The 19,946-nt window shown below is 47.9% G+C and carries 10 protein-coding genes; 7 read left to right on the top strand and 3 right to left on the bottom strand.

The annotated features are described in order from the left end of the window. Positions 1 to 119: 119 nt before the first annotated feature. The 3 genes from RF007C_RS09970 to glmM all read right to left on the bottom strand — a co-directional run bounded on the left by RF007C_RS09970 (position 120) and on the right by glmM (position 5,272). On the bottom strand, positions 120 to 1,928 hold the full coding sequence (locus tag RF007C_RS09970) for a Na/Pi cotransporter family protein (protein WP_037299531.1): 1,809 nt from the start codon (positions 1,926 to 1,928) through the stop codon (positions 120 to 122). Between the two features lie 151 nt (positions 1,929 to 2,079). Next, positions 2,080 to 3,669 carry a hypothetical protein gene (locus RF007C_RS09965; RefSeq protein WP_019680202.1) on the bottom strand — a complete coding sequence of 530 codons (1,590 nt, stop codon included), beginning with the start codon at positions 3,667 to 3,669 and terminating at the stop codon, positions 2,080 to 2,082. A 217-nt stretch (positions 3,670 to 3,886) separates the two neighbouring features. Further along, a complete protein-coding gene (gene glmM, locus RF007C_RS09960; protein ID WP_037299529.1) occupies positions 3,887 to 5,272 on the bottom strand; it encodes a phosphoglucosamine mutase in 1,386 nt (461 codons plus the stop codon). A 342-nt stretch (positions 5,273 to 5,614) separates the two neighbouring features. On the opposite strand from glmM, the gene RF007C_RS09955 reads away from it, so the two are divergent. The 7 genes from RF007C_RS09955 to RF007C_RS09925 all read left to right on the top strand — a co-directional run bounded on the left by RF007C_RS09955 (position 5,615) and on the right by RF007C_RS09925 (position 19,936). Then, on the top strand, positions 5,615 to 9,178 hold the full coding sequence (locus RF007C_RS09955; RefSeq protein WP_037299528.1) for a YfhO family protein: 3,564 nt from the start codon (positions 5,615 to 5,617) through the stop codon (positions 9,176 to 9,178). A 398-nt stretch (positions 9,179 to 9,576) separates the two neighbouring features. Continuing rightward, positions 9,577 to 11,865 carry a cellulase family glycosylhydrolase gene (locus RF007C_RS09950; RefSeq protein WP_037299526.1) on the top strand — a complete coding sequence of 763 codons (2,289 nt, stop codon included), beginning with the start codon at positions 9,577 to 9,579 and terminating at the stop codon, positions 11,863 to 11,865. Positions 11,866 to 12,168: 303 nt separating this feature from the next. Further along, positions 12,169 to 12,885: a CpsB/CapC family capsule biosynthesis tyrosine phosphatase gene (locus RF007C_RS09945; RefSeq protein WP_193385755.1), complete on the top strand. Its 717-nt coding sequence runs from the start codon at positions 12,169 to 12,171 to the stop codon at positions 12,883 to 12,885. 56 nt (positions 12,886 to 12,941) lie between these two features. Beyond that, positions 12,942 to 14,885 (top strand): polysaccharide biosynthesis protein, encoded by a 1,944-nt coding sequence (locus RF007C_RS09940; protein ID WP_051456617.1) that lies wholly within the window; start codon positions 12,942 to 12,944, stop codon positions 14,883 to 14,885. A gap of 29 nt (positions 14,886 to 14,914) precedes the next feature. Further along, positions 14,915 to 15,952, top strand: a complete 1,038-nt coding sequence (fliB, locus tag RF007C_RS09935; protein ID WP_037299523.1) for a flagellin lysine-N-methylase — start codon at positions 14,915 to 14,917, stop codon at positions 15,950 to 15,952. A gap of 119 nt (positions 15,953 to 16,071) precedes the next feature. Continuing rightward, positions 16,072 to 18,396 (top strand): leucine-rich repeat domain-containing protein, encoded by a 2,325-nt coding sequence (locus RF007C_RS17275; protein WP_037299520.1) that lies wholly within the window; start codon positions 16,072 to 16,074, stop codon positions 18,394 to 18,396. Further along, positions 18,386 to 19,936, top strand: a complete 1,551-nt coding sequence (locus RF007C_RS09925; RefSeq protein ID WP_037299518.1) for a leucine-rich repeat domain-containing protein — start codon at positions 18,386 to 18,388, stop codon at positions 19,934 to 19,936. Before RF007C_RS17275 ends, RF007C_RS09925 begins: the two co-directional genes overlap by 11 nt. Positions 19,937 to 19,946 lie beyond the last annotated feature (10 nt).

Genomic DNA, 19,946 nt, shown 5'->3' with positions numbered 1-19,946 from the left:
CAAACAGAAAAGCCATAGTTTTCCGACTCTGTGTCAGAAATACTATGGCTTTTTTCATATAAAACAGGGAGGAACCCCTTTTTCAAAGGCTCCTCCCCGATAATGGACTGTTATCCCGCTCAGGCTTTTACGCTGGCCCCGCCAAGACGGCGGAAGTACTCCTCGGCGTACTCGCGGTATTCCTTTCTGAACTCCTCGTCGTTCTCCTTTACATCGTGGAGATAAGCGTGGAGATTGGTCTTTTCGTCTGTCTCGATGAGGCAGCCTGCTATATTTGAACAGTGGTCGGATACTCTCTCAAGATTCGTGAGAACATCCTGGAATATATATCCCAGCTCAACCGTACACTCATCATTCTGAAGTCTGCGGATATGTCTGTTCTTCAGCTCGGTGCTGAGGTTGTCCACAACTTCCTCAAGAGGCTCTACGTGATGAGCTATGCCAAGATCGTTGTTTACGTATGAATCAAATGCCTTATTGATATTCTCCTTTATGGCGTCGGTGATGACATTTATCTCATTGACGCACTCATCCGAGAACATTATTCCCTTTTCGTGCATTTCCTGTGCCGACTCCACAAGGTTTACAGCGTGGTCGGAGATACGCTCGAAGTTGCCTACACAGTGCATCATCTTGGATACACTTCGGCTGTCTGCACCTGTCAGGTTGCTCTTGGCGATCTTTATGAGATAGCTGTTGATCTTGTCCTCAAAGCCGTCGATTATATCCTCATTTTCGATTATGACATCGCAGGTGTCGCCGTCGTAGCTTACCAGCAGATCAAGTGCTTTGACTATGGTCTCTCTTGTGAGCTCAGCCATCTGTACGGAAGCTGAAAGGCAGGTATGTACAGCAACTGCGGGAGTCTTGAGGAGTATATCGTCCAGACCTGTAAGAGTTCTTCTGGGATCTCTTGCCTCTTCCTTGCCGTCCTTTACCAGTATCTTCGAGAGCTTGACCAGCTGCTTGGTAAAAGGCATGAACATTACTGTAGTCGCAACGTTGAATATAGTGTGCATTACAGCTATGCCCACATAACCTACGGTGGACTTCATTATGCCCAGGTCTATAACGTTCTGGAGCAGCATAATTATAGGAAGGAGCACCAGTGTACCTATTATCTTGATGATGATATGTGTCCATGCAACACGCTTTGCGTCCTTGCTTACTCCCACTGTGGCGAGAAGTGCGGTAACGCAGGTACCGATATTACAGCCCATGATTATAGGCAGAGCCATACCGTATGTAAGGCCGCCTGTCTTGGAAAAAGCCTGGAGTATACCGATAGAGCCTGCCGAGCTCTGGATTATACCTGTGAATATAGTTCCTACCGCTACACCGAGTATGGGGTTGTGGAAGGCTGTGAGTATCCTCTGGAAATCAGGCGAGCTTGCCAGCGGATCTACGGAATCCGACATAAGCGTCATACCCGTCATAAGTACCGCAAAGCCCACAAGGATACGTCCTACGTCCTTCTTTTTGTTCTTCTTTGCAAACATGATAAGTATCACACCTGCAAGAGCGATAAGGGGCGAGAAGGAGGAGGGCTTCAGCATTTTCAGCACAAAGCTGATTATACCGCCGCTTCCGTTATCCTTGATACCGTCAAGACAGAGTATCCATGCGGTAAATGTGGTTCCGATATTAGAACCGAAACAAACTCCGATAGTCTGTTCGAGAGTCATTATGCCCGAGTTTACAAATCCTACCAGCATTACTGTCATAGCCGATGAGGACTGTATGGCAACAGTTACGCCCATACCCAGAAGTATGGCCTTGACCTTGTTTTCGGTCATCTTTTTGAGAGCTACCTCAAGCTTTCCGCCTGTGAGCTTTTCAAGTCCTGTGGACATTACATTCATGCCGTAAAGGAAGAAAGCCAGTCCTCCCAAAAGCGTGAAGATGTTAAAAATCGAAAATTCTTCCATAATAGTCTCCTGTTTTTATATTTGCTTCCATATCTATTATAATCATTCGCGGCGTCAAGTCAATGAAATCCGTCATTCTTTAACGTGGATTTAACATTGCGGATACAAAAAAGCACCCCCGGCCCCACGACCGAAGGTGCATGATCATCATTTATTTTTTTCTGCCGTTTTTCTTTACAGCCTTTTTCTCAGCCTTTTCAGCCTCTTCCTCGACTGCCTCGATAACTTCCTCAAGGTCTGTCTCGTCCTCGTCGTCATCATCATCGTCATCATCATCATCGCCGTCGGCAAAAGCCTTTCTGTTGTCCTTCTTGAATGCGGAAACGAAAGCTGCCACAAGGTAGATGAAGAATATGAGTGCCTCAACTACAAAAAGGGGTTTGATGGAATTTATTATAGCGTCCTTGATGCCGGCGCCTACTGATCTTGAAGCGGGGATAAGGATGTTGTATGCGTGTGCGAACTGAACGTTCTCATAGTAATCATCGGCTGTCTTTTCTGTGAGGTCAACGATATTTGCGACCTTCTCGCTGAGGGATGCTATATCGGCCTCTACTCTTTCAACGTTTACCGTTGAGCTGTTCTTGTTGTTCTTCAGATCGTCGCGTCTCTGCTCATAATACTTTATATCCTGCTTTGTCTCTGCAAGCTCGTTCTGAGCGCTGGTCTTCTGTCTGAAGAGCAGGTCGTACTGCTCGGAATGTACTGTAGACTCTGTATTTGTGCCCTCTGTGCCGTTTCCGAAAATGTAGATATGATCCTTTTCGTACTGGCTGATAGAATTGTTGATAGCTTCAAGGCGCTCTGTGTATTCGTCCTTGTCACGCTTGAGGTTCTCTATTTTGAAATCATAGTATGCAAGGGCTTCGTCCTTGTTCTTTGTAACATTGTTTATAGATATATAAGAAGAAATTCTGTCAAGGTCGATACTGCTCACGGTCTTTGCGTACTCGGAAATATCCTTGAAGGAATAGCCCGTAACGCTTGAACGGAAGGTGGTATTGTCATCGTTTGAAAGCTTATTGAGATAGCTTCTGACTTTTCGCAGCGAGTCTCTGAAGAGGTCTATCTGCTGAGCGTAGTCATAGTTCTCATATTCGTTTGCATTTACGGCAGCTCCGAGGGCCTCATTGTATCCGTACTGCTCATAGAAGTAGTCGGTATAGCAGTCCAGCATGGTATTGAGCACCTCAACGCCTGTTTTTCTGTCGAAGCCTGCTTTGCCGAAATCAAAGTATACCGTGAACTGTGTCGGGTAATACTTTGTATCCAGCATTGCCTGCGCTGCGGAAAGGCTTCCTGTGGTAGCCTTGTCCATTACGCTGTAATAAGCGGTGAGCTTATCGTATGCGTCGTCGGGGATCTTTGAATCAAAGCTGACGTTTGATCTTACGTCCTCCAGCTTTTCAAGGTCGATGTCCAGCTTTGTAAGCGCTCTTTCGATGACAACGGGATTTTTCATAGTCTCTATCTCGAATTTGCGTCCTGCGGGATCAAGTCCCTTTTCGATATTCGGGTATGTAAAGCTTACGAGTGCTCTTGCGGGAGTCTTGGAAGAGAAGGTGATTATTGCCGATAAAGCTACACCCAGTACTCCTGCCATAACAGAAGCAGCCAGCCATGTTGCCAGCAGGCGTTTCATCTGTTTGAGGATAGATGAAACGGAAATAACGACCTCGTTATCTGAATCACTCTGATTTTTTATCGTAACGTTAAGGTTACGATCATTATTCTTAGCCATGTTAACCTCCAGTTTTGTTCCTCTCAAATAGAATATGGTGCGATACACCGCAACCATCATTATATCACAAATAAAAATCGCAGTCAATAGGATTTTTCGGATCCCGGGTGCCTGCCCGAGTTCCTGTTTTCGGGGTATTTTAGCCGTATAAAAGCCTGTGACGGGGAAGCTTTCCCTTCATAGGAGAAAGCCCCATGTATAATTTATATATCTATTATTATAATGTATATCCCTTGAGCTTTATCACATTGACTACTCTGTCAACACAGCTGCGGCATACCGCTTCGTCCTGTGCTTCCACCATTACTCTTACCAAAGGCTCTGTACCGCTCTCGCGCACAAGTATCCTTCCTGCGTCGCCCAGCTCGGCAGCTACCTTGTCCACCTCAGCGCGTACATCGCTGTCGTCCTGTGCAGCCTTCTTGTCCTTTACTTTTACGTTTTCCAGCACCTGAGGATATACCTTGAAGGGTGCTGCAAGCTCGCTGAGCTTCTTCTCGCGTGACATTATCACCTGCATGATCTTCAGGCTGGTGAGTATGCCGTCGCCTGTGGAGGCGTACTTCGAGAAGATTATATGTCCCGACTGCTCACCGCCGATGCAGCAGTCATGCTCCTTCATATATTCATATACGTACTTATCGCCTACTGCTGTCTTTGCGTAGTCGATGCCGATCTCGTCGAAGGCTCTATAAAGTCCGAAATTTGACATTACCGTAGTAACAACGGTATTGTTTATGAGCTTTCCGCGCTCCTTCATGTATCTTCCGTAGATATAGAGGATATGGTCACCTGTGATGACCTCGCCCTTTTCGTCCACACAGAGGCAGCGGTCAGCATCGCCGTCATAGGCAAAGCCTGCGTCAAGACCCTTTTCAACTACGAACTTCTGTAAATTCTCGATATGTGTTGAGCCTGCGTTATTGTTTATATTAGTACCAGTGGGCTCGGCATTTATGACATATGTCTCTGCTCCGAGGGCGTCAAATACAGACTTTGCAATGTTCCATGCAGCACCGTTTGCGCAGTCAAGACCTATCTTCATGCCTCTGAAGGAATACATTCCCAGGGAAATAAGATAGCCCACATAGCGGTTCCTGCCCGAGATATAGTCAACGCTCTTGCCTATATTCTCACCGTGAGCAAAGGGGATCTCGCTCCATTCCTGGCCGAAGGCGGTGAGCTTGCCGTCAAGATAAGCCTCAACCAGCTCGATGACATCGTCTTCCATCTTCTCGCCCTGACCGTTTATGAGCTTGATGCCGTTATCGTAGTAGGGATTGTGGCTGGCTGAGATCATTATGCCGCAGTCAAAGCTGTCAACTCTTGATATATATGCCACAGAAGGTGTGGTAGTTACATGGAGAAGGTATGCGTCCGCACCCGAAGCCGTAAGTCCTCCTACCAGGGAGTATTCAAACATATAGCTTGAACGGCGGGTGTCCTTGCCGATAACTATGCGCGGAGCCTCATTGCTGCCGCTGCGCCTTTTGAGCTCTCCGTAGTACCAGCCGAGGAAGCGGCCTACCTTATATGCGTGGTCTGCTGTCAGATTTTCGTTAGCGGTCCCTCTGAAACCGTCAGTTCCAAAATACTTACCCACTATAATTATTCTCCTTATTTTTATATTAATATGTATTGTTCCTGAAAAGCTCAGAACATTTTCATTATAGCACCTTGCACCGTTTTCGTCAATGGTTTTTGAAGATTTTTCACAATTAATAGGATAATATTTTCATTAAAGCGGCACAAAAAACTCTTTCCATACATTATACGTATGACAAAGCCAAAACTCTCAGTAATTTCCGTGAAAATTTTCTGTTTTTTTCCTGCGGCTTTTTCTACGTTTTTTGGTATTGCAAATCATTTATTTTTGTAGTATAATAATGAATAGTATAAAATCGGGAACTATGTCTTATCGTCCCGACACAAAGGAGGAACAAAATTGGCTAAGTCAAAAGCTACGGGCACTGCAACAAAAAACACTGCTGCCCGCAAAAAGATCGGCAGCACCAGGCCTGCCGTTACTGCCGCAGACATTATAGCCGAAAAGAGAGGGAAAAAAATCAAGCCTTTATACTATATAGCGGCTTTCCTCATCCCTTTCCTGCTTACGCTCATTGCGTACATCGGCTTTGACGTCTACCCCTTCGGTGAGCGTTCGGTACTCACCCTCGACCTTAACGGTCAGTACATCTACTACTTTGAAGCTCTCAGAAGAGACTTCTGGGGAGGCGGAAGTGCATTCTACAGCTGGAGCCGAAACCTTTCGGGCGGCTTCATGGGTGTCATAGGCTACTATCTCGCAAGTCCCTTCACCCTTATAATCATGCTCCTGCCAAGGAAGATGATACTCGAAAGCATGATGCTCATGCAGATGACAAAGGTAGGCTCGGCAGGTCTCACCTTCTGCATATACGCACAGAAATCCAAGAACCTGAAGCCGCTTCAGTCCATTATGTTCTCTACTATGTACGCTATGATGGCTTACGTAGTTATACAGCTCATAGATCCCATGTGGATAGACGGTCCCGTATTCCTGCCGCTGATAATCCTCGGCGTGGAATATCTGGTCGATGACGGAAGAAAGCTGAATTACATCATACCCACAGCGATAATGTTCGTTGCCAACTTCTATATCGGCTTCATGATAGCAATATTCATCGCCCTGTACTTCCTCTACTATGTATTCTTCGGCACAAAGAGAAAATTCAAGGGCATAGAGGAATTCGGAAAGACTCTCGGCACCATGATAATCTCAACAGTCGTAGTGCTCATGTGCAGCTTGTTTATGATACTTCCCGTATACAATGCGCTTGCACTGGGTAAATTCGACTTCTCAGTCCCCGATTACAGCTACAAGGCAATGTTCAATCCCCTTGAGCTGGTGCCCTGTCTGCTCCCCAACCAGTACTACTCGGTTAACGTTGATGAAGGTACACGCTTCTACGGACGCCCCGAGATATACTGCGGCGTTCTCACCTTCGTGCTTATCCCTCTGTTCTTCATGAACAAGAAGATCAAGCGCAACAAAAAGATCGGCTACGGTATCCTTGCATTCATACTGCTCTTCAGTATGTACGTAAAGCCCATCAATATGATGTGGCACGGCGGTCAGGATCCTAACTGGCTCCCTTACAGATACTCATTCCTGCTCTCATTCGTGCTGGTATCTATGGCAGCCGATATATTCTCCCATCTGGACGGCTACAAGCTGTCGCTGCCCAGCATCGGCATATCCGCAGTCACCGTGGGCGGCCTTACCGCTGCGTTCTGCGCGATGATGAAGAAATTCGATTACAACGAGGAAAAATACAAGTACGTCGCCATCCTGCCCTATAAGGACAAGATGAACCGTGGAAGCGAAAGCTGGGACGAGCTCTGGCTGGGCACTGTTGCCTTCGGTCTCATACTTGGCGCTATCTACCTTATCGGCGTATATATGTACAGCCACTCCAAGACCAAAAAGGCAAAGACAGCACTTACAGTGCTCATGTCCGTTTTCATTTTATTTGAAACAGGCTACAACTGCTTCGACTCATTCAGGAAGATATTCAAGGAGGTAGGCAACTCAGACAAGAGCACCTACACCGAGATAATGACAGCTCCCGACGTTGTAAAGCAGCTGGAAGAATACGACGGAGGCTTCTACCGTGCGGAAAAGACCTATGACCGTATGGTAAACGATCCTCTGGCCTACGGACTGAAGGGTATATCCCACTCCAGCTCCGTAATGAACGCAAGAGCTATCAAATTCATTGAGACTATGGGTTACTTCACCCAGAGCTTCGAATCAAAGTATCAGGGAAGCAACCCAGTTGCTGACTCTATCCTCGGCATCAAGTACGTGCTTGACGATCCGGAGAGAAACGGCGCAGGCAAAAATCTCCTTGACGCTTCTTATAAGTGGATATTCGATTCCTCCTACAAGAAGGATAATGACGTTCCCGCTCATATCGATGTATACGAGAACCCCAACGCTCTCAATATCGGATATATGGCAAACGCCGACATCACAAGGCTGGTAGGTCTCGGAAACGACAACCCCTTCAACAGCCTCAACAACTTCCTCAGCGCTATGGCAGGAAGCACAACGGATTTTGCAAACCTCAATCCCAGACAGTACTACGTTCCCTTTGATTGCAGCATCAACTACGATGATACAAAGGTATATCTCCACGATTACTTCAACGATCCCGACGGAGACGGCGTAGGTACTATGCACGACTGCTACGAAGCCTTCGCAGGCGTTAACGACGCGGTTGTAAACGTTGACGTTACCGTTCCCAAGGACGGCGACATCTATATGCACCTTGGCTCGGAAATGAGAAAGCAGTGTAACGTATGGGTAGCCGTAAAGGGCGAAGACGGAGTATACAGAGGTCAGAAGACAGGCACCGAGGCTTATGACGGCTACGGTCAGTACTTCACCACCAACTCCTCACCTATCGTAAGAATGGGTCCCTTCAAGGAGGGCGACCAGGTAGAGATCAGACTCACTATCCCGCCTACAGGCTCGGGAGGTCAGTACACAGGAAGCAATGAGTACATCATGGTAAGAAAGAACGCAGGCTTCAACTTCTACTACCTCGATCAGGCTGCTTTTGAAGAGGATATCGCAAAGCTCAAGGAAAATCAGTGGAATCTGGATATGTCCAAAACCAACGACCGTCACCTTGTAGGTGATGTTGATGTCAAGGAAAATCAGATACTCATGACAACTATCCCCTACGAGCCCGGCTGGGAGGTAAAGGTGGATGGAAAGACCATCGACAACCTCATTGTTGAAGAGACAAACGCAGACGGCACAAAGGTACTCAAGAACGCCGCAGGCAGCGAAGGACAGATCATTGTACTCGGTACGATGATAGGTATAAGGCTCCCTGTGGGACATCATACAGTATCCATGAAGTATACTCCTCCCGGCTTCAATATGGGTGTATTCACACTCATACTCGGCATAGCTATCCTTATTATGTTCCGTAAGTACGACAAGAAGCACAATAAGGTCCTCATCGAGGAAAAGAAGAGAAAGGATCTCTTCAAGAACAAGACCGTAGATGAGATCGTCGAGGAGCTCAATAAGGAAAGAGAAGCTTCTGCTGTAAAGAAGAAAAACAAGAAAAAAACCGATCAGGAGAAGTCAAAGAACGCTCCTGCCGCAGAAAAGACGGACAAAAAGACCGATAAGGCTAAAAAGTCCGAAAAAACCGAGGAAGCTGAGATACTGGTGGAAACACCGGATGAGGAGCCCGAGGAAGAGTTCGAGAACGACGCCGAGAGATTCATCAGGAACGCTGATGCCTCACTTAAAGAGGGAATCTCAAAGGCTGAGGACAATGCCGAGGACTTAGCCGACAAGGCTGCCGAGCTCCTGGATGAAGCTGAAGAAAAAGCCGAAGAGGCTGCCGAGGCCATCGAAGACAAGGCAGAAGAGCTTGCGGAAAATGCTGCCGACAAAGCGGAAAAAACCGTAAAAAAAGCAGCTAACAAGAAGAAAAAGAAATAATATCACGCCCCCGCTGATGCGGGGGCTTTTCTTATGTTTTCGGCTGCAAAAAAACCACATGGTAAAATAGCATAAAAAATAGTAATATTCTGTTATCTTTATTAATTGTTTGTTTATATGTTTATTCTATTGTCTTAATTTGAAATAGTATAAACAATACCTTAATAATTTTATATCAAAATAATATTGTTGCAACATTTATCCCTATTTACCGCGATTTGACTATACATATATACTAAATACTTCGCCATAAATTCTATGCTTCTTTTGTTGCATTTTGCACAAACCGTCTTGACTTTATTCTGTAATTATGCTAAACTTTAGTTGTAAAAGAACTTCAGAGTCTTCTGCACTGGACTCTGAAAAATAACAATATTATTATATCAGGGAGGAATATTATGTTCACTAATTCAAAGAACGTGAAGCGTATAATAAGCATATCCGCAGCAGCGGCTTGCCTCTTCTCTTCACTCCGCATTGCTCCCATCGGCGACATCGCTGATGCAGCAGGCAAAACAATGACAGCATTTGAGATCACCGAAAACATGAAAGTAGGCTGGAATCTCGGTAATACTCTTGATGCTTACGCTCAGAAGGCTAATCCCAAAGACCCCTCAAAGCCTATCCCGCTGGACAGCGCCGGTCTTGAGACAGAGACCTGCTGGGGCTGCCCCAAGGCAAGCGAGGCTCTCTTCAAGGCTATCAAGGAAAAGGGCTTCAACACAGTCCGTATCCCTACAACATGGTTCCAGCACCTCGACGCTAACGACAACGTAGATCCTGCATGGATGGCCCGTGTTCACGAGGTAGTTGACTACGCATACAACAACGGTTTGTACGTTATCCTCAACGTCCACCACGAACAGAACTGGATCAACAGAGCCGATCTTGCCACAGCTTATGACGATATCAACCCCAGACTCATGAAGCTCTGGACTCAGATAGCAACAGAATTCAAGGATTACGATCAGCACCTCATCTTCGAGTGCATGAACGAGCCCCGTGCAATGGACACACCCTGGGAATGGTGGTCTGCAACACCTGTCGAGGAAGCAGACGTTATCAACAGACTGGAAGCCAACTTCGTAGAGCTCATCAGAAACATGGACGGCCCTTACGCAAAGACCAGACTTCTTATGCTCCCCGGCTATGTTGCAAGCTCGGACAAGACATTCCTCAACCAGATCGTTCTTCCCGAGAATGACGACTTCATTGCGGTTTCCATCCACGCTTATACTCCTTACAACTTCACAATGAACACAAAGACAGAGGAGGGTGCTTACCACGACACCTTCACAAAGGAGTTCAGCAACGACCTTGCTTACAATCTCCAGAACTTCCGTGATATGTTCATTAATAAGGATGTTCCCGTAGTAATCGGCGAAATGGGTACCTCAGACTTTGGCAACACACAGGCTCGTGTTGAGTGGACAACTCAGTACTTCGAGACTACAAAGAAGTACGGTATCCCCTGCGTACTCTGGGATAACGGACAGCAGAAGGATCCCAGCAACCCCAACCAGAATCCCGGTGAGGTTCACGGTTATATCAACCGCGAGACAGGCGAATGGTACCAGAACAACCTTCCTATCATCAACAAGATGATGGAGATCATGAATGATACCTCCATCGTATGGGGCAGCGAAGGCAAGATGCCTACCTATGATCATCAGGATCTCTCAGCAGGAACATTGCTCCTTGAGAATTCAGATATCGACGTTGCTCTCGCAGAAACATACGGCGACTCAACTCCAGGCAAGGAGATCTCATGGGATGACCTCAAGGGCAAGGAAGTTGCTATCAAGTATACAGGCGATACTCCTGTAGTTGCTGTTTCAGACGCAAAATACGGTAACTGGACAGCAATATCTCCTTACACAGTTGACGAGGAAAACGGAATTGCTTACTACCTTGTAGACAAGCAGGTTCCCAGTTCTTACCCCGCAGATCTTTCTACTCTTAACCACATACAGGCAAAAACTCCGGGCAAGACAACTGTCATAAAGATGGTTACTCTTACAGCTCCCGATGTAACTGTTGAGCTTCCTGTTGACAAGACAAAGAAGACTCCTATCAGCTTTGACAACGCTCAGGCAGGCGACGACCTTATCATCAAGATCAAGGGCGAACCCAATACAGATACAAACGGTTGTGTAGGCTTCAACGGCACAGGTTGGGAGCAGATCAAGTGGGAAGGCAAAACAGATGCTAACGGCGAGCTCACAATCAGAATCCCCGTAAGCCAGTTCCCCGCAGGTCTCCAGAGCGCCGAGGCTCAGATCTGGTATCAGCCGGAGCTCGTTGACTTCGACGGATACAACTTCGGTAAGGCAGAAGTAACCACAACAACTTCTACCACAACCACAACAGAGACAACAACAACCACAACTACTACAACAGCACCTATTTCTTCGTCGACAACATCCACAACTACTTCTACTGTTCCCCAGAAGAAGAGCACAGGAAACGGCGACGCTAACGGCGACGGTGTTGTAGATCTGGCAGACGCTATCTTCATCATGCAGTGTCTTGCTAACCCCAACAAGTACCAGCTCTCAGATGCAGGCCGTGTGGCTGCCGACGTTTACGGTGATGACGGAGTAACAGGTGACGACGCTATGGCTATCCAGCTCCTCCTCATCAAGAAGATCAGCTCCCTTCCCGTTCCATCAGGCACAGTACTCTGATAGCTTTTAAGAAGTTTTTCTTAAATAGACCTCCGAATGCAGCTGCTTTATGCAGCTGCATTTTCGTTATATGGGCATTATATACATAACCAAACAGATGTATAGAATTATAATATATTGTTAAACTTTTGTAACCTATTGACAAAACAATACAACCTGTTATATAATTATAGCAGTATCGCTGCAACGGATATGGTCTGTGCAGCCCATTCAAGAACAGATATTTAACAAAAGCAAAGAAATATATATGCTTTTATCAGTTATAAACCACTATACTCAAGAACAAAAGGATGACAATTGAATATGCTTACTGATTACCATTGCCATATTTTGCCGGGGATCGACGACGGTGCGCAGGATATCGATACCTCTCTCGGTATGATCGAGATAATGAGAGAGCAGGGAGTCGAAAGACTGATCGCTACTCCTCATTTCTACGCCCACGAAGAGCGCTCCCTGTCAGAATACCTTATAAGGCGTGAGCTCGCTTATGAGAGCATCATCGACCTTTCACCGATCCAGAATATACTGCTCGGCGCGGAAGTCGCCATTGAGCACGGTATATCAAAGCTCCACGGTATCGACTGCCTCGCCATAGAGGATACAGGCATGATACTGCTCGAGCTCCCCTTCCGTGATTTCGAGGACTGGATGGCTGAAGAGATAAGCGCGATCTCTTCGGAATACGGTCTTACGGTCATACTCGCTCATATACACAGGTATATGGAGTATTATTCGGAAGAAAACTTTGAAAAGCTGTTGAAGACCGACGCTGTGTTCCAATTCAATAATGAGGCATTCCTCGTGCCTGAAGAAACAAAACTTATGGAACAGCTCTCCGGCGACAAAAAAAGGATAGTTTTCGGCAGCGACGCGCACAATACGGGCTCAAGACGCCCGAACTGGGATATGTTACAGGAGGAATGTGCCCCTGAAATACTTGAAACCTCGAACGGAATGATCCCCTTTGTGGATGATACCATCGGGATTCTTGCCGCTTGCGATACCATAAGCGGATAAAAAAGGGGGAATTTTATCGGTATGCCGCCAAAGGCAGCTGATATGGGGGGAACGATTTGAAAAATTTAATAGGAAAATTCGGTTTCAGAAGAGTGGTCCTGGCTTTTGCCGACGCATTTATCGTCATCGCAGCAGCACTTATATCCAATTTCTTGCTGTCCTTTATCAATTCGGAAGTAAGCCGTTCGGATATGCTGATGAGCTTTTCCATAAGCTCTATAACCTGCTGCGGATGTATGCTGGTATTCGGAGCTTACAGCAAGCTCTGGCGCTTTTTCAATAAGCGCGATTACCTCTCCTGCCTTTACGGAGTCCTCTGCGGCTTCATAATGTCGGCAGGTTCCGTCTATCTTCTCAAGGGAACGATAAATATGAGCTATGTCAGCCTTCATACGCTGATTACTCTCATAGGAGTATGCCTTTTCAGATACCTTTTCAAGGAAAGCTTTGTAAGCTTTGCAAAGACAAGCTCCGAGGACGGAAAGAAACGCACCATGATAGTGGGCGGCGGTCAGACCTGCCGTATGATACTCACCGAGATAGAAAATGCCCAGTGTTCGCACAACGAGGATGTGCAGCTCTCTGCGGCATACAGACCTGTCTGTATCATCGACGACGACAGGAGCAAGATCGGTACCGAGATACAGGGCGTTACTGTTGTCGGTACTACCAACGAGATAATAAAATTCGTGGATCAGCAGCACATCGAGCAGATCATCTTTGCTATCCCTTCCTGCCTCGAGGACGAGCGCAAGAGGATACTGGATATATGCTCCGGCACCAATGTCCCCGTAAAGGTCGTGCCCTTCATCGGAAACCTTATATTCGATGACGAGGACAAGCCTCTGCTCACGCAGATGCACGACATCAAGGTGGAGGACCTTCTCGGACGAGCGGCTGTTAAGTTCGATAACGAGGAAATACGCCGCTTCATCTACGGAAAGGTCTGCATGGTAACGGGCGGCGGCGGTTCCATAGGCTCAGAGTTGGTGCGTCAGATCGCAAAATACAGCCCCGAGCGCATAATCCTTGTGGATATATACGAAAACAACGCCTACGACGTCCAGCAGGAGCTCCTGATGGACTACGGCGACGAGCTTGAGCTGAAAGTGCTTATCGCATCGGTAAGGGATTATTACCGTATGGACAGCATATTCTCGAAATATAAGCCCGATATAGTTTTCCATGCAGCTGCACACAAGCACGTTCCGCTCATGGAAAATTCGCCTATGGAGGCTATCAAGAACAACGTCATAGGCACCTTCAATGTGGCTACTCTCGCGCAGTTCCACAAGGTGCGCAAATTCGTTATGATATCCACCGACAAGGCGGTAAATCCCACCAATGTCATGGGTGCTTCAAAGCGCTGCTGCGAAATGATAATCCAGTACCTTTCCCAGCAGAAGGACGGTATCACCGAATTCGTTACCACACGTTTCGGAAACGTCCTGGGCTCAAACGGCTCTGTTATACCGCTTTTCAGGAAACAGATAGAGTCGGGCAAACCCGTTACGGTAACTCACCCTGATATAATACGCTATTTCATGACGATCCCCGAGGCCGTCAGTCTGGTGCTGGAAGCAGCTGCCATTGCTGAGGGCGGCGAGATATTCGTCCTTGATATGGGCAAGCCCGTCCACATCGTCAAGCTTGCCGAAAATCTTATCCGTATGTACGGAAAGACACCCTATAAAGATGTTGAGATCAAGTTCACAGGCCTCCGTCCCGGCGAAAAGCTGAAGGAAGAGCTGCTTATGGACGAGGAGGGACTCCAGAAGACCTCCAACGAACTCATATTCATAGGCAGGCAGATCCCACTGGATGGCGATGTTTTCATCAGAAAGCTGAGAAAGCTCAGAAATGCCGCCAACGAGAACCTCAATGAGGTAGCTGTGGAGGCTCTCCACGAGATAGTTCCCACCTTTGTTACTCCCGAGGAGTTCAACAGAGCGGAGCTCATAAAGGAACACAAATTCATATTACAGGAAAAAAGGGACTGATTTCAGTCCCTTTGCTTTTGGGAGGATATATGATATACAGAACACCGACATACTGCCGCGATTTCAGATGTATCGCAGGAGAATGCAAGGACAGCTGCTGCAAGGGCTGGGAGATAGATATTGACGCCGAAACTGCGGAATATTACAGCAGAGTGGACGGAGAATTCGGTGAAAGACTCCGCAGCAGCATAAAAAACGGCTCATTTGTGCTTACTGAGGAAGAGCGCTGCCCCTTCCTCAACATGGAAGGACTTTGCGATATCTACACCGAGCTGGGCGAGGAAAACCTCTGCCGCATATGCTCCGACCATCCGCGGTACTACGAGTGGTTCGGCACCGTAAAAGAAGGCGGTACAGGACTGTGCTGCGAGGCTGCGGCGGAGCTCATACTGTCAAGGCCTTTTGCTCTCTGTGAGGAGGAGATACCCTTTGAGGAAGCAGCAGGCAGCTATGATGAAGAGCTCTTCAGCCTTGTATATAACGCCCGCGAAGAGATGTTCGGTATACTTTGCAGTGAGGATATGCCCCTTTCGGAGGCTGTGTGCCGATGTCTGGATATTGCCGCGGAAATACAGCAGAGCATAGATGTTCCCTGCCCCGAGGCCGCAGGCACAGCCGACAGCTCCCATGCTCTCCGTGAGATATTCGGCTGTCTTTACAGCCTTGAACCCATCGACGAAAACTGGCAGCCCTACATAAAAAGCCGTATGGACATTCTCGGCTCCGCTCAGCCCGTGAGCAGGGACTATGAACCGTATCTGCGGAGGCTCATGCTGTACTTTCTCTTCCGCTATCTGCTGAAAAGCGTCTACGACGGCGGAATACTGGGCTATACCAAGTTCGCAGCCCTCAGTATAATCGTTATCGGCACTCTGTACCGCCTGGACGGCTGCAGCTCACTGAAAAGCTGCGCGGAGACCGCAAAGAACTACTCCAAGGAGACCGAATACAGCGTGGAAAACATGGCGGAGCTCCTTGAGGACTTCGGAAAGGAGCCCTTTTTCAGCACCGCTTCACTCAAAGCACTGGCAGAGACAGCTTTTGCCGAAAATATGGACGAAATCTGAAAAATCCCCGCGAAATAAGAAAACTGCGTGAAATGCGTTGCAATATGACGCCTGTTATGCTATAATGTATAAGAATTAACAGCTCTCCGAGCTGCATAAAAAATGAGAGGGTAATATTTATGTTTGACCGTAAAAAAATAGCAGCATTTGCAGCAAGTCTGCTTATCTGCGCTTCCTTTGCGGCTGCGCCTATGGCTTCCCATGCCGACGATCAGCCGGAAGATACAGCTGTTGCCGATGATAACCTTACAGTCAGCGGCGACTTTTCCTATTGGCTCACCCGTGACGACACTGTATGTATAGAGGATTGCAAAGCCATCGGCGAAAAGCTTGTCATTCCCGATACCATCGACGGCAAAAAGGTCACCGAGCTGGGTCCTATGGCCTTCGGAAACGATCCGCTGAGCCTTCCCTTTACATCAATAGAGCTGCCTGCTTCCATAAATTACATATCAGAAGAGAATCCCTTCATGTACTGCCAGCGCCTGAAGGAAATAAAGGTAGCTGACGGCTGCAATGACTTCTGTTCCGAGGACGGCGTGCTCTACACAAAGAAGAAGGACAGGCTCATATGCTATCCCAACTGCAAGGAGGGAGACAGCTTCACTGTTCCCGAGGGCGTTGAGACACTGGGCACAGCCTGCTTCTATAACGCGGATTTCAGCGAGCTCAGCCTCCCAAAGTCACTGAAGACCATTGGACAGTTCAGCATGGGAGATATTACAGGGCTCACAAAGCTCGACCTCAGCTCAACCTCCGTTGAAGAAATAAAGCCCTACGCATTTTCGGGCTGTTCTTCCCTTGAAGAGATAATATTCCCGGAGACTCTCGAAAGCATCAACGGCGGAGCTTTTTCAAGCTGTAAAGCCCTTACAGAGGTCACCTTCCCCGATTCTCTCATGGAGATAGGACAGTACGCCTTTGTAGATACAGGCCTTACCAGCGCGATCATCCCCGACAGCGTCGTATCCATAGGCTACTGCGCCTTTGGCTATGCTTCAGGCCCCAACGGTATCGTAGCCGACGACAGCTTCATCATAGTTGGCTCACAGGGCTCGGCTGCTCAGCTCTATGCAGTAGACTCGGATACTGATTACGACTATAAAAACAACTTTGTATTCATGAGTCCTTCCGAATTTGAAGGACAGAAGGAGCTCCTCTCGCTGGAGAAGATCTCCTCGGGAGATTTTGAATACGCCATCACCTCCGAAGGTGCGGTGCTCACCCTGTGCAAATCTTCAGATGATGCAGTCACAGTTCCCTCTGAACTGGACGGACATACCATTCTCACCATATATCCTGCCTGCTTCAGCGCCTGTCAGGCAAGCGAGATAACCCTCCCCGATACCATTACCGAGATCAGGGAGATGGCTTTCTACAACTGTTCGGCTCTCCGCAGTCTGACTATCCCCGCAAGCGTAAAGAAGATAGGCGACAACGCCTTTGACAGCTGCTCGTCTCTGGAAAGCATCGAGTTCCTCGGTACAGAGACCATAGGCACGGACATACTCAAAAAGTGCAAGGCTCTGAAGACCTTCAAGTCCGCAGCCACCATAAAGGAATGGAACGATTCCAAGCCCTTCGCCGACTGCAAATCTCTTGAAGAGATAACCATAAACGGCAGCGGCGGAATATACAGCTCAGAGGACGGGATACTCTACAACAGCGATAAAACTACTCTTATCGCCTACCCTGCCGCCAGAAAGGGCAGCAGCTTCACACTTCCCAAGAACGTAAAGGAAATAGGTCAGTACGCATTCTACGGCGCAGCAGAGCTTACGGAGGCAGACCTTTCATCGGCCGAGAGTATAATGGACTTCGCCTTTGAGAACTGCGAGAATCTCAAAAAAGTAAAGACATCTTCTGCCCTGAAGACCATAGGCTCAAAGGCTTTCTATAACTGCAAAGCCCTTAAATCACTGCGTCTCGACAAATCCGTCAACGATATCGGCGCCTGTGCATTCGGCTATATATACCAGGAAAAAGTCAACTCCGACGATGCAAGCAAGACCGATACCATCATGGAGGATTTCAGGCTCTATGCTCCAAAGGGCTCTACCGCATACAAGTACGCCGACGCTCTGGGTATGAACGTGGTGGGCGGTACTATGGAGATATTCGGCAAGAATTACGATGTACACCTCATAGGCTTTATCGCAGCTATGCTCCTCCTGTTCATCGGTGTGATCGCAGGCAGGATCATCGGCAAGAAGGTAAAGGCAAAAAAAGCCGAAAAGGAGCTTGCCGAAAGGCGTGAAAGGGCTGCCGAGCGTCTTAAAAAGCGTGCCGAGGAGGCAGCAGGAAACGCTTCTTCCGACGATGACAGCGAAGACGACGAGGACGCAGAATACGAAGAAGACGAGTATGAGGAAGAAGAGGACGAGGAAGCCGATGAGACAGAGGCTGAGGACGAAGAGGAGGAAGAAGAAACAGATGAAGATTGATCTCAGAAAGATTGCTGCTCTGCTTGCTTCGGGAATTACCGCCATATGCTGTATCCCCTTCAGCGCAGCCGCCGACGACCTCAAAGGTCCCAACGACGTTCTCACTGACGGCTCGTTCTATTACGAACTCAACGACGATAAGACATATACCATCACAAGATGCAGCGCGACCATAATCGATGGTATCCCTTCTGTCCGCAACGGTACAGCTATAACGGCTATCGGCGAGGGTGCTTTTGCCAACAGCACTGCCATCTCGGATCTGGTCATTCCCGACTCGATCACGACCATAGGTGCCAATGCCTTTTACGGCTGTACCTCTCTCAGAACAGTCACCCTGCCGAAAAGACTCAGCAGTATGGGAGATCATGCCTTCTTCATGTGCGACAACCTCACGGAAGTAAAGTTTTCGGACAATCTCACCGAGATCGCTCCCTATGCCTTTGCTCTGTGCAGCTCTCTCCAGTCGGCAGATCTTCCCGACAGCATAACCTCTTTAGGTGACTACGCCTTCTATCAGTGCGATAAGATAAGCTCATTCAGGCTCCCCGCTTCTCTTACAAAGATCGGCGACAATGCCCTCGGAAGCTGGACATCGCTGAAAGATATAGACGCTTCGGCAAACAGCGCCTTCGTTTATGAGGATATGATGCTCATGAACAAGGACAAGACAGAAATACACCGTGCTTCCACAGAGATCTCGGGAGAGATCACTATCCCCGGCGGCGTTACGGCTGTACGCTCGGGAGCCTTCTCGATGTGTCCGCAGATAACCTCTGTGCATTTCCCTTCTTCGGTCACTGTCATCAATGACGAGGCCTTCAGCTACTGCTCGGGTCTCAAAAAGGCAGATCTTTCCGAAGGACTTAACAGTATAGGCTTCGGAGCCTTCATGTTCGATATGGCTCTCGAGACCATAGACATCCCTACAACAGTAAAGACCATAGACGAAAAGGCATTTGCATACTGCATGAAGCTCAACAAGGCAATTATCCCTGAGGGAGTAAAGACCATTGGCCCCGACGCCTTTCTGGTCTGCAATGAGCTCAAGCAGGTAAATATCCCCAAGAGCGTGACCTCCATAGGCACGGACGCCTTCGGCGTTACAGTTGAGAATTCACAGAGAACTCCCCTCCAGGGCCTGTCTCTCAGCGTATTCTCGGGCTCGGAAGGCGAAAAATACGCCAAGGGAAAGGGTATAGCCTATACAGTAACCGACAAGAACATCAAAAAGACCGCATTTATCGTCATAATGGCAGGCATACTGCTTGCAGTTATCGTATTTGCTCTCACTCTCATGAAGCGCAGCAGAAAGACAGCTTCAGCAGGTGCGAGAAAAGCAGAAAAGTCCGCAAAGAAGCTTGCAAAGGAAGCTGAAGAGGAGAAGAATTACCGCAAAATAATGGACTCCGAGGACGATGATGAAGACGACTCCGACGACGAAGATGATGAGGATGAGGATGATGAGGAATCCGATGAGGAAGAAGAGGACGATGAAGAGTCCGAACACGATGAGGAAGATGACGAAGAAGAAGAATGATCCGTCTCCG

The sequence above is a fragment of the Ruminococcus flavefaciens 007c genome, assembly GCF_000571935.1.
GTDB lineage: Bacteria > Bacillota > Clostridia > Oscillospirales > Ruminococcaceae > Ruminococcus > Ruminococcus flavefaciens_F.
The sequence above is the reverse complement of the archived record's forward strand: the minus strand, read 5'-3'. Positions and strand labels throughout refer to the sequence as shown.

Coding starts and splice junctions, on each gene's coding strand:
- RF007C_RS09970 (WP_037299531.1), bottom strand. CDS start 1,928: ATGGAAGAATTTTCGATTTTTAACATCTTCACGCTTTTGGGAGGACTG.
- RF007C_RS09965 (WP_019680202.1), bottom strand. CDS start 3,669: ATGGCTAAGAATAATGATCGTAACCTTAACGTTACGATAAAAAATCAG.
- RF007C_RS09950 (WP_037299526.1), top strand. CDS start 9,577: ATGTTCACTAATTCAAAGAACGTGAAGCGTATAATAAGCATATCCGCA.
- RF007C_RS09945 (WP_193385755.1), top strand. CDS start 12,169: ATGCTTACTGATTACCATTGCCATATTTTGCCGGGGATCGACGACGGT.
- fliB (WP_037299523.1), top strand. CDS start 14,915: ATGATATACAGAACACCGACATACTGCCGCGATTTCAGATGTATCGCA.
- RF007C_RS17275 (WP_037299520.1), top strand. CDS start 16,072: ATGTTTGACCGTAAAAAAATAGCAGCATTTGCAGCAAGTCTGCTTATC.
- RF007C_RS09925 (WP_037299518.1), top strand. CDS start 18,386: ATGAAGATTGATCTCAGAAAGATTGCTGCTCTGCTTGCTTCGGGAATT.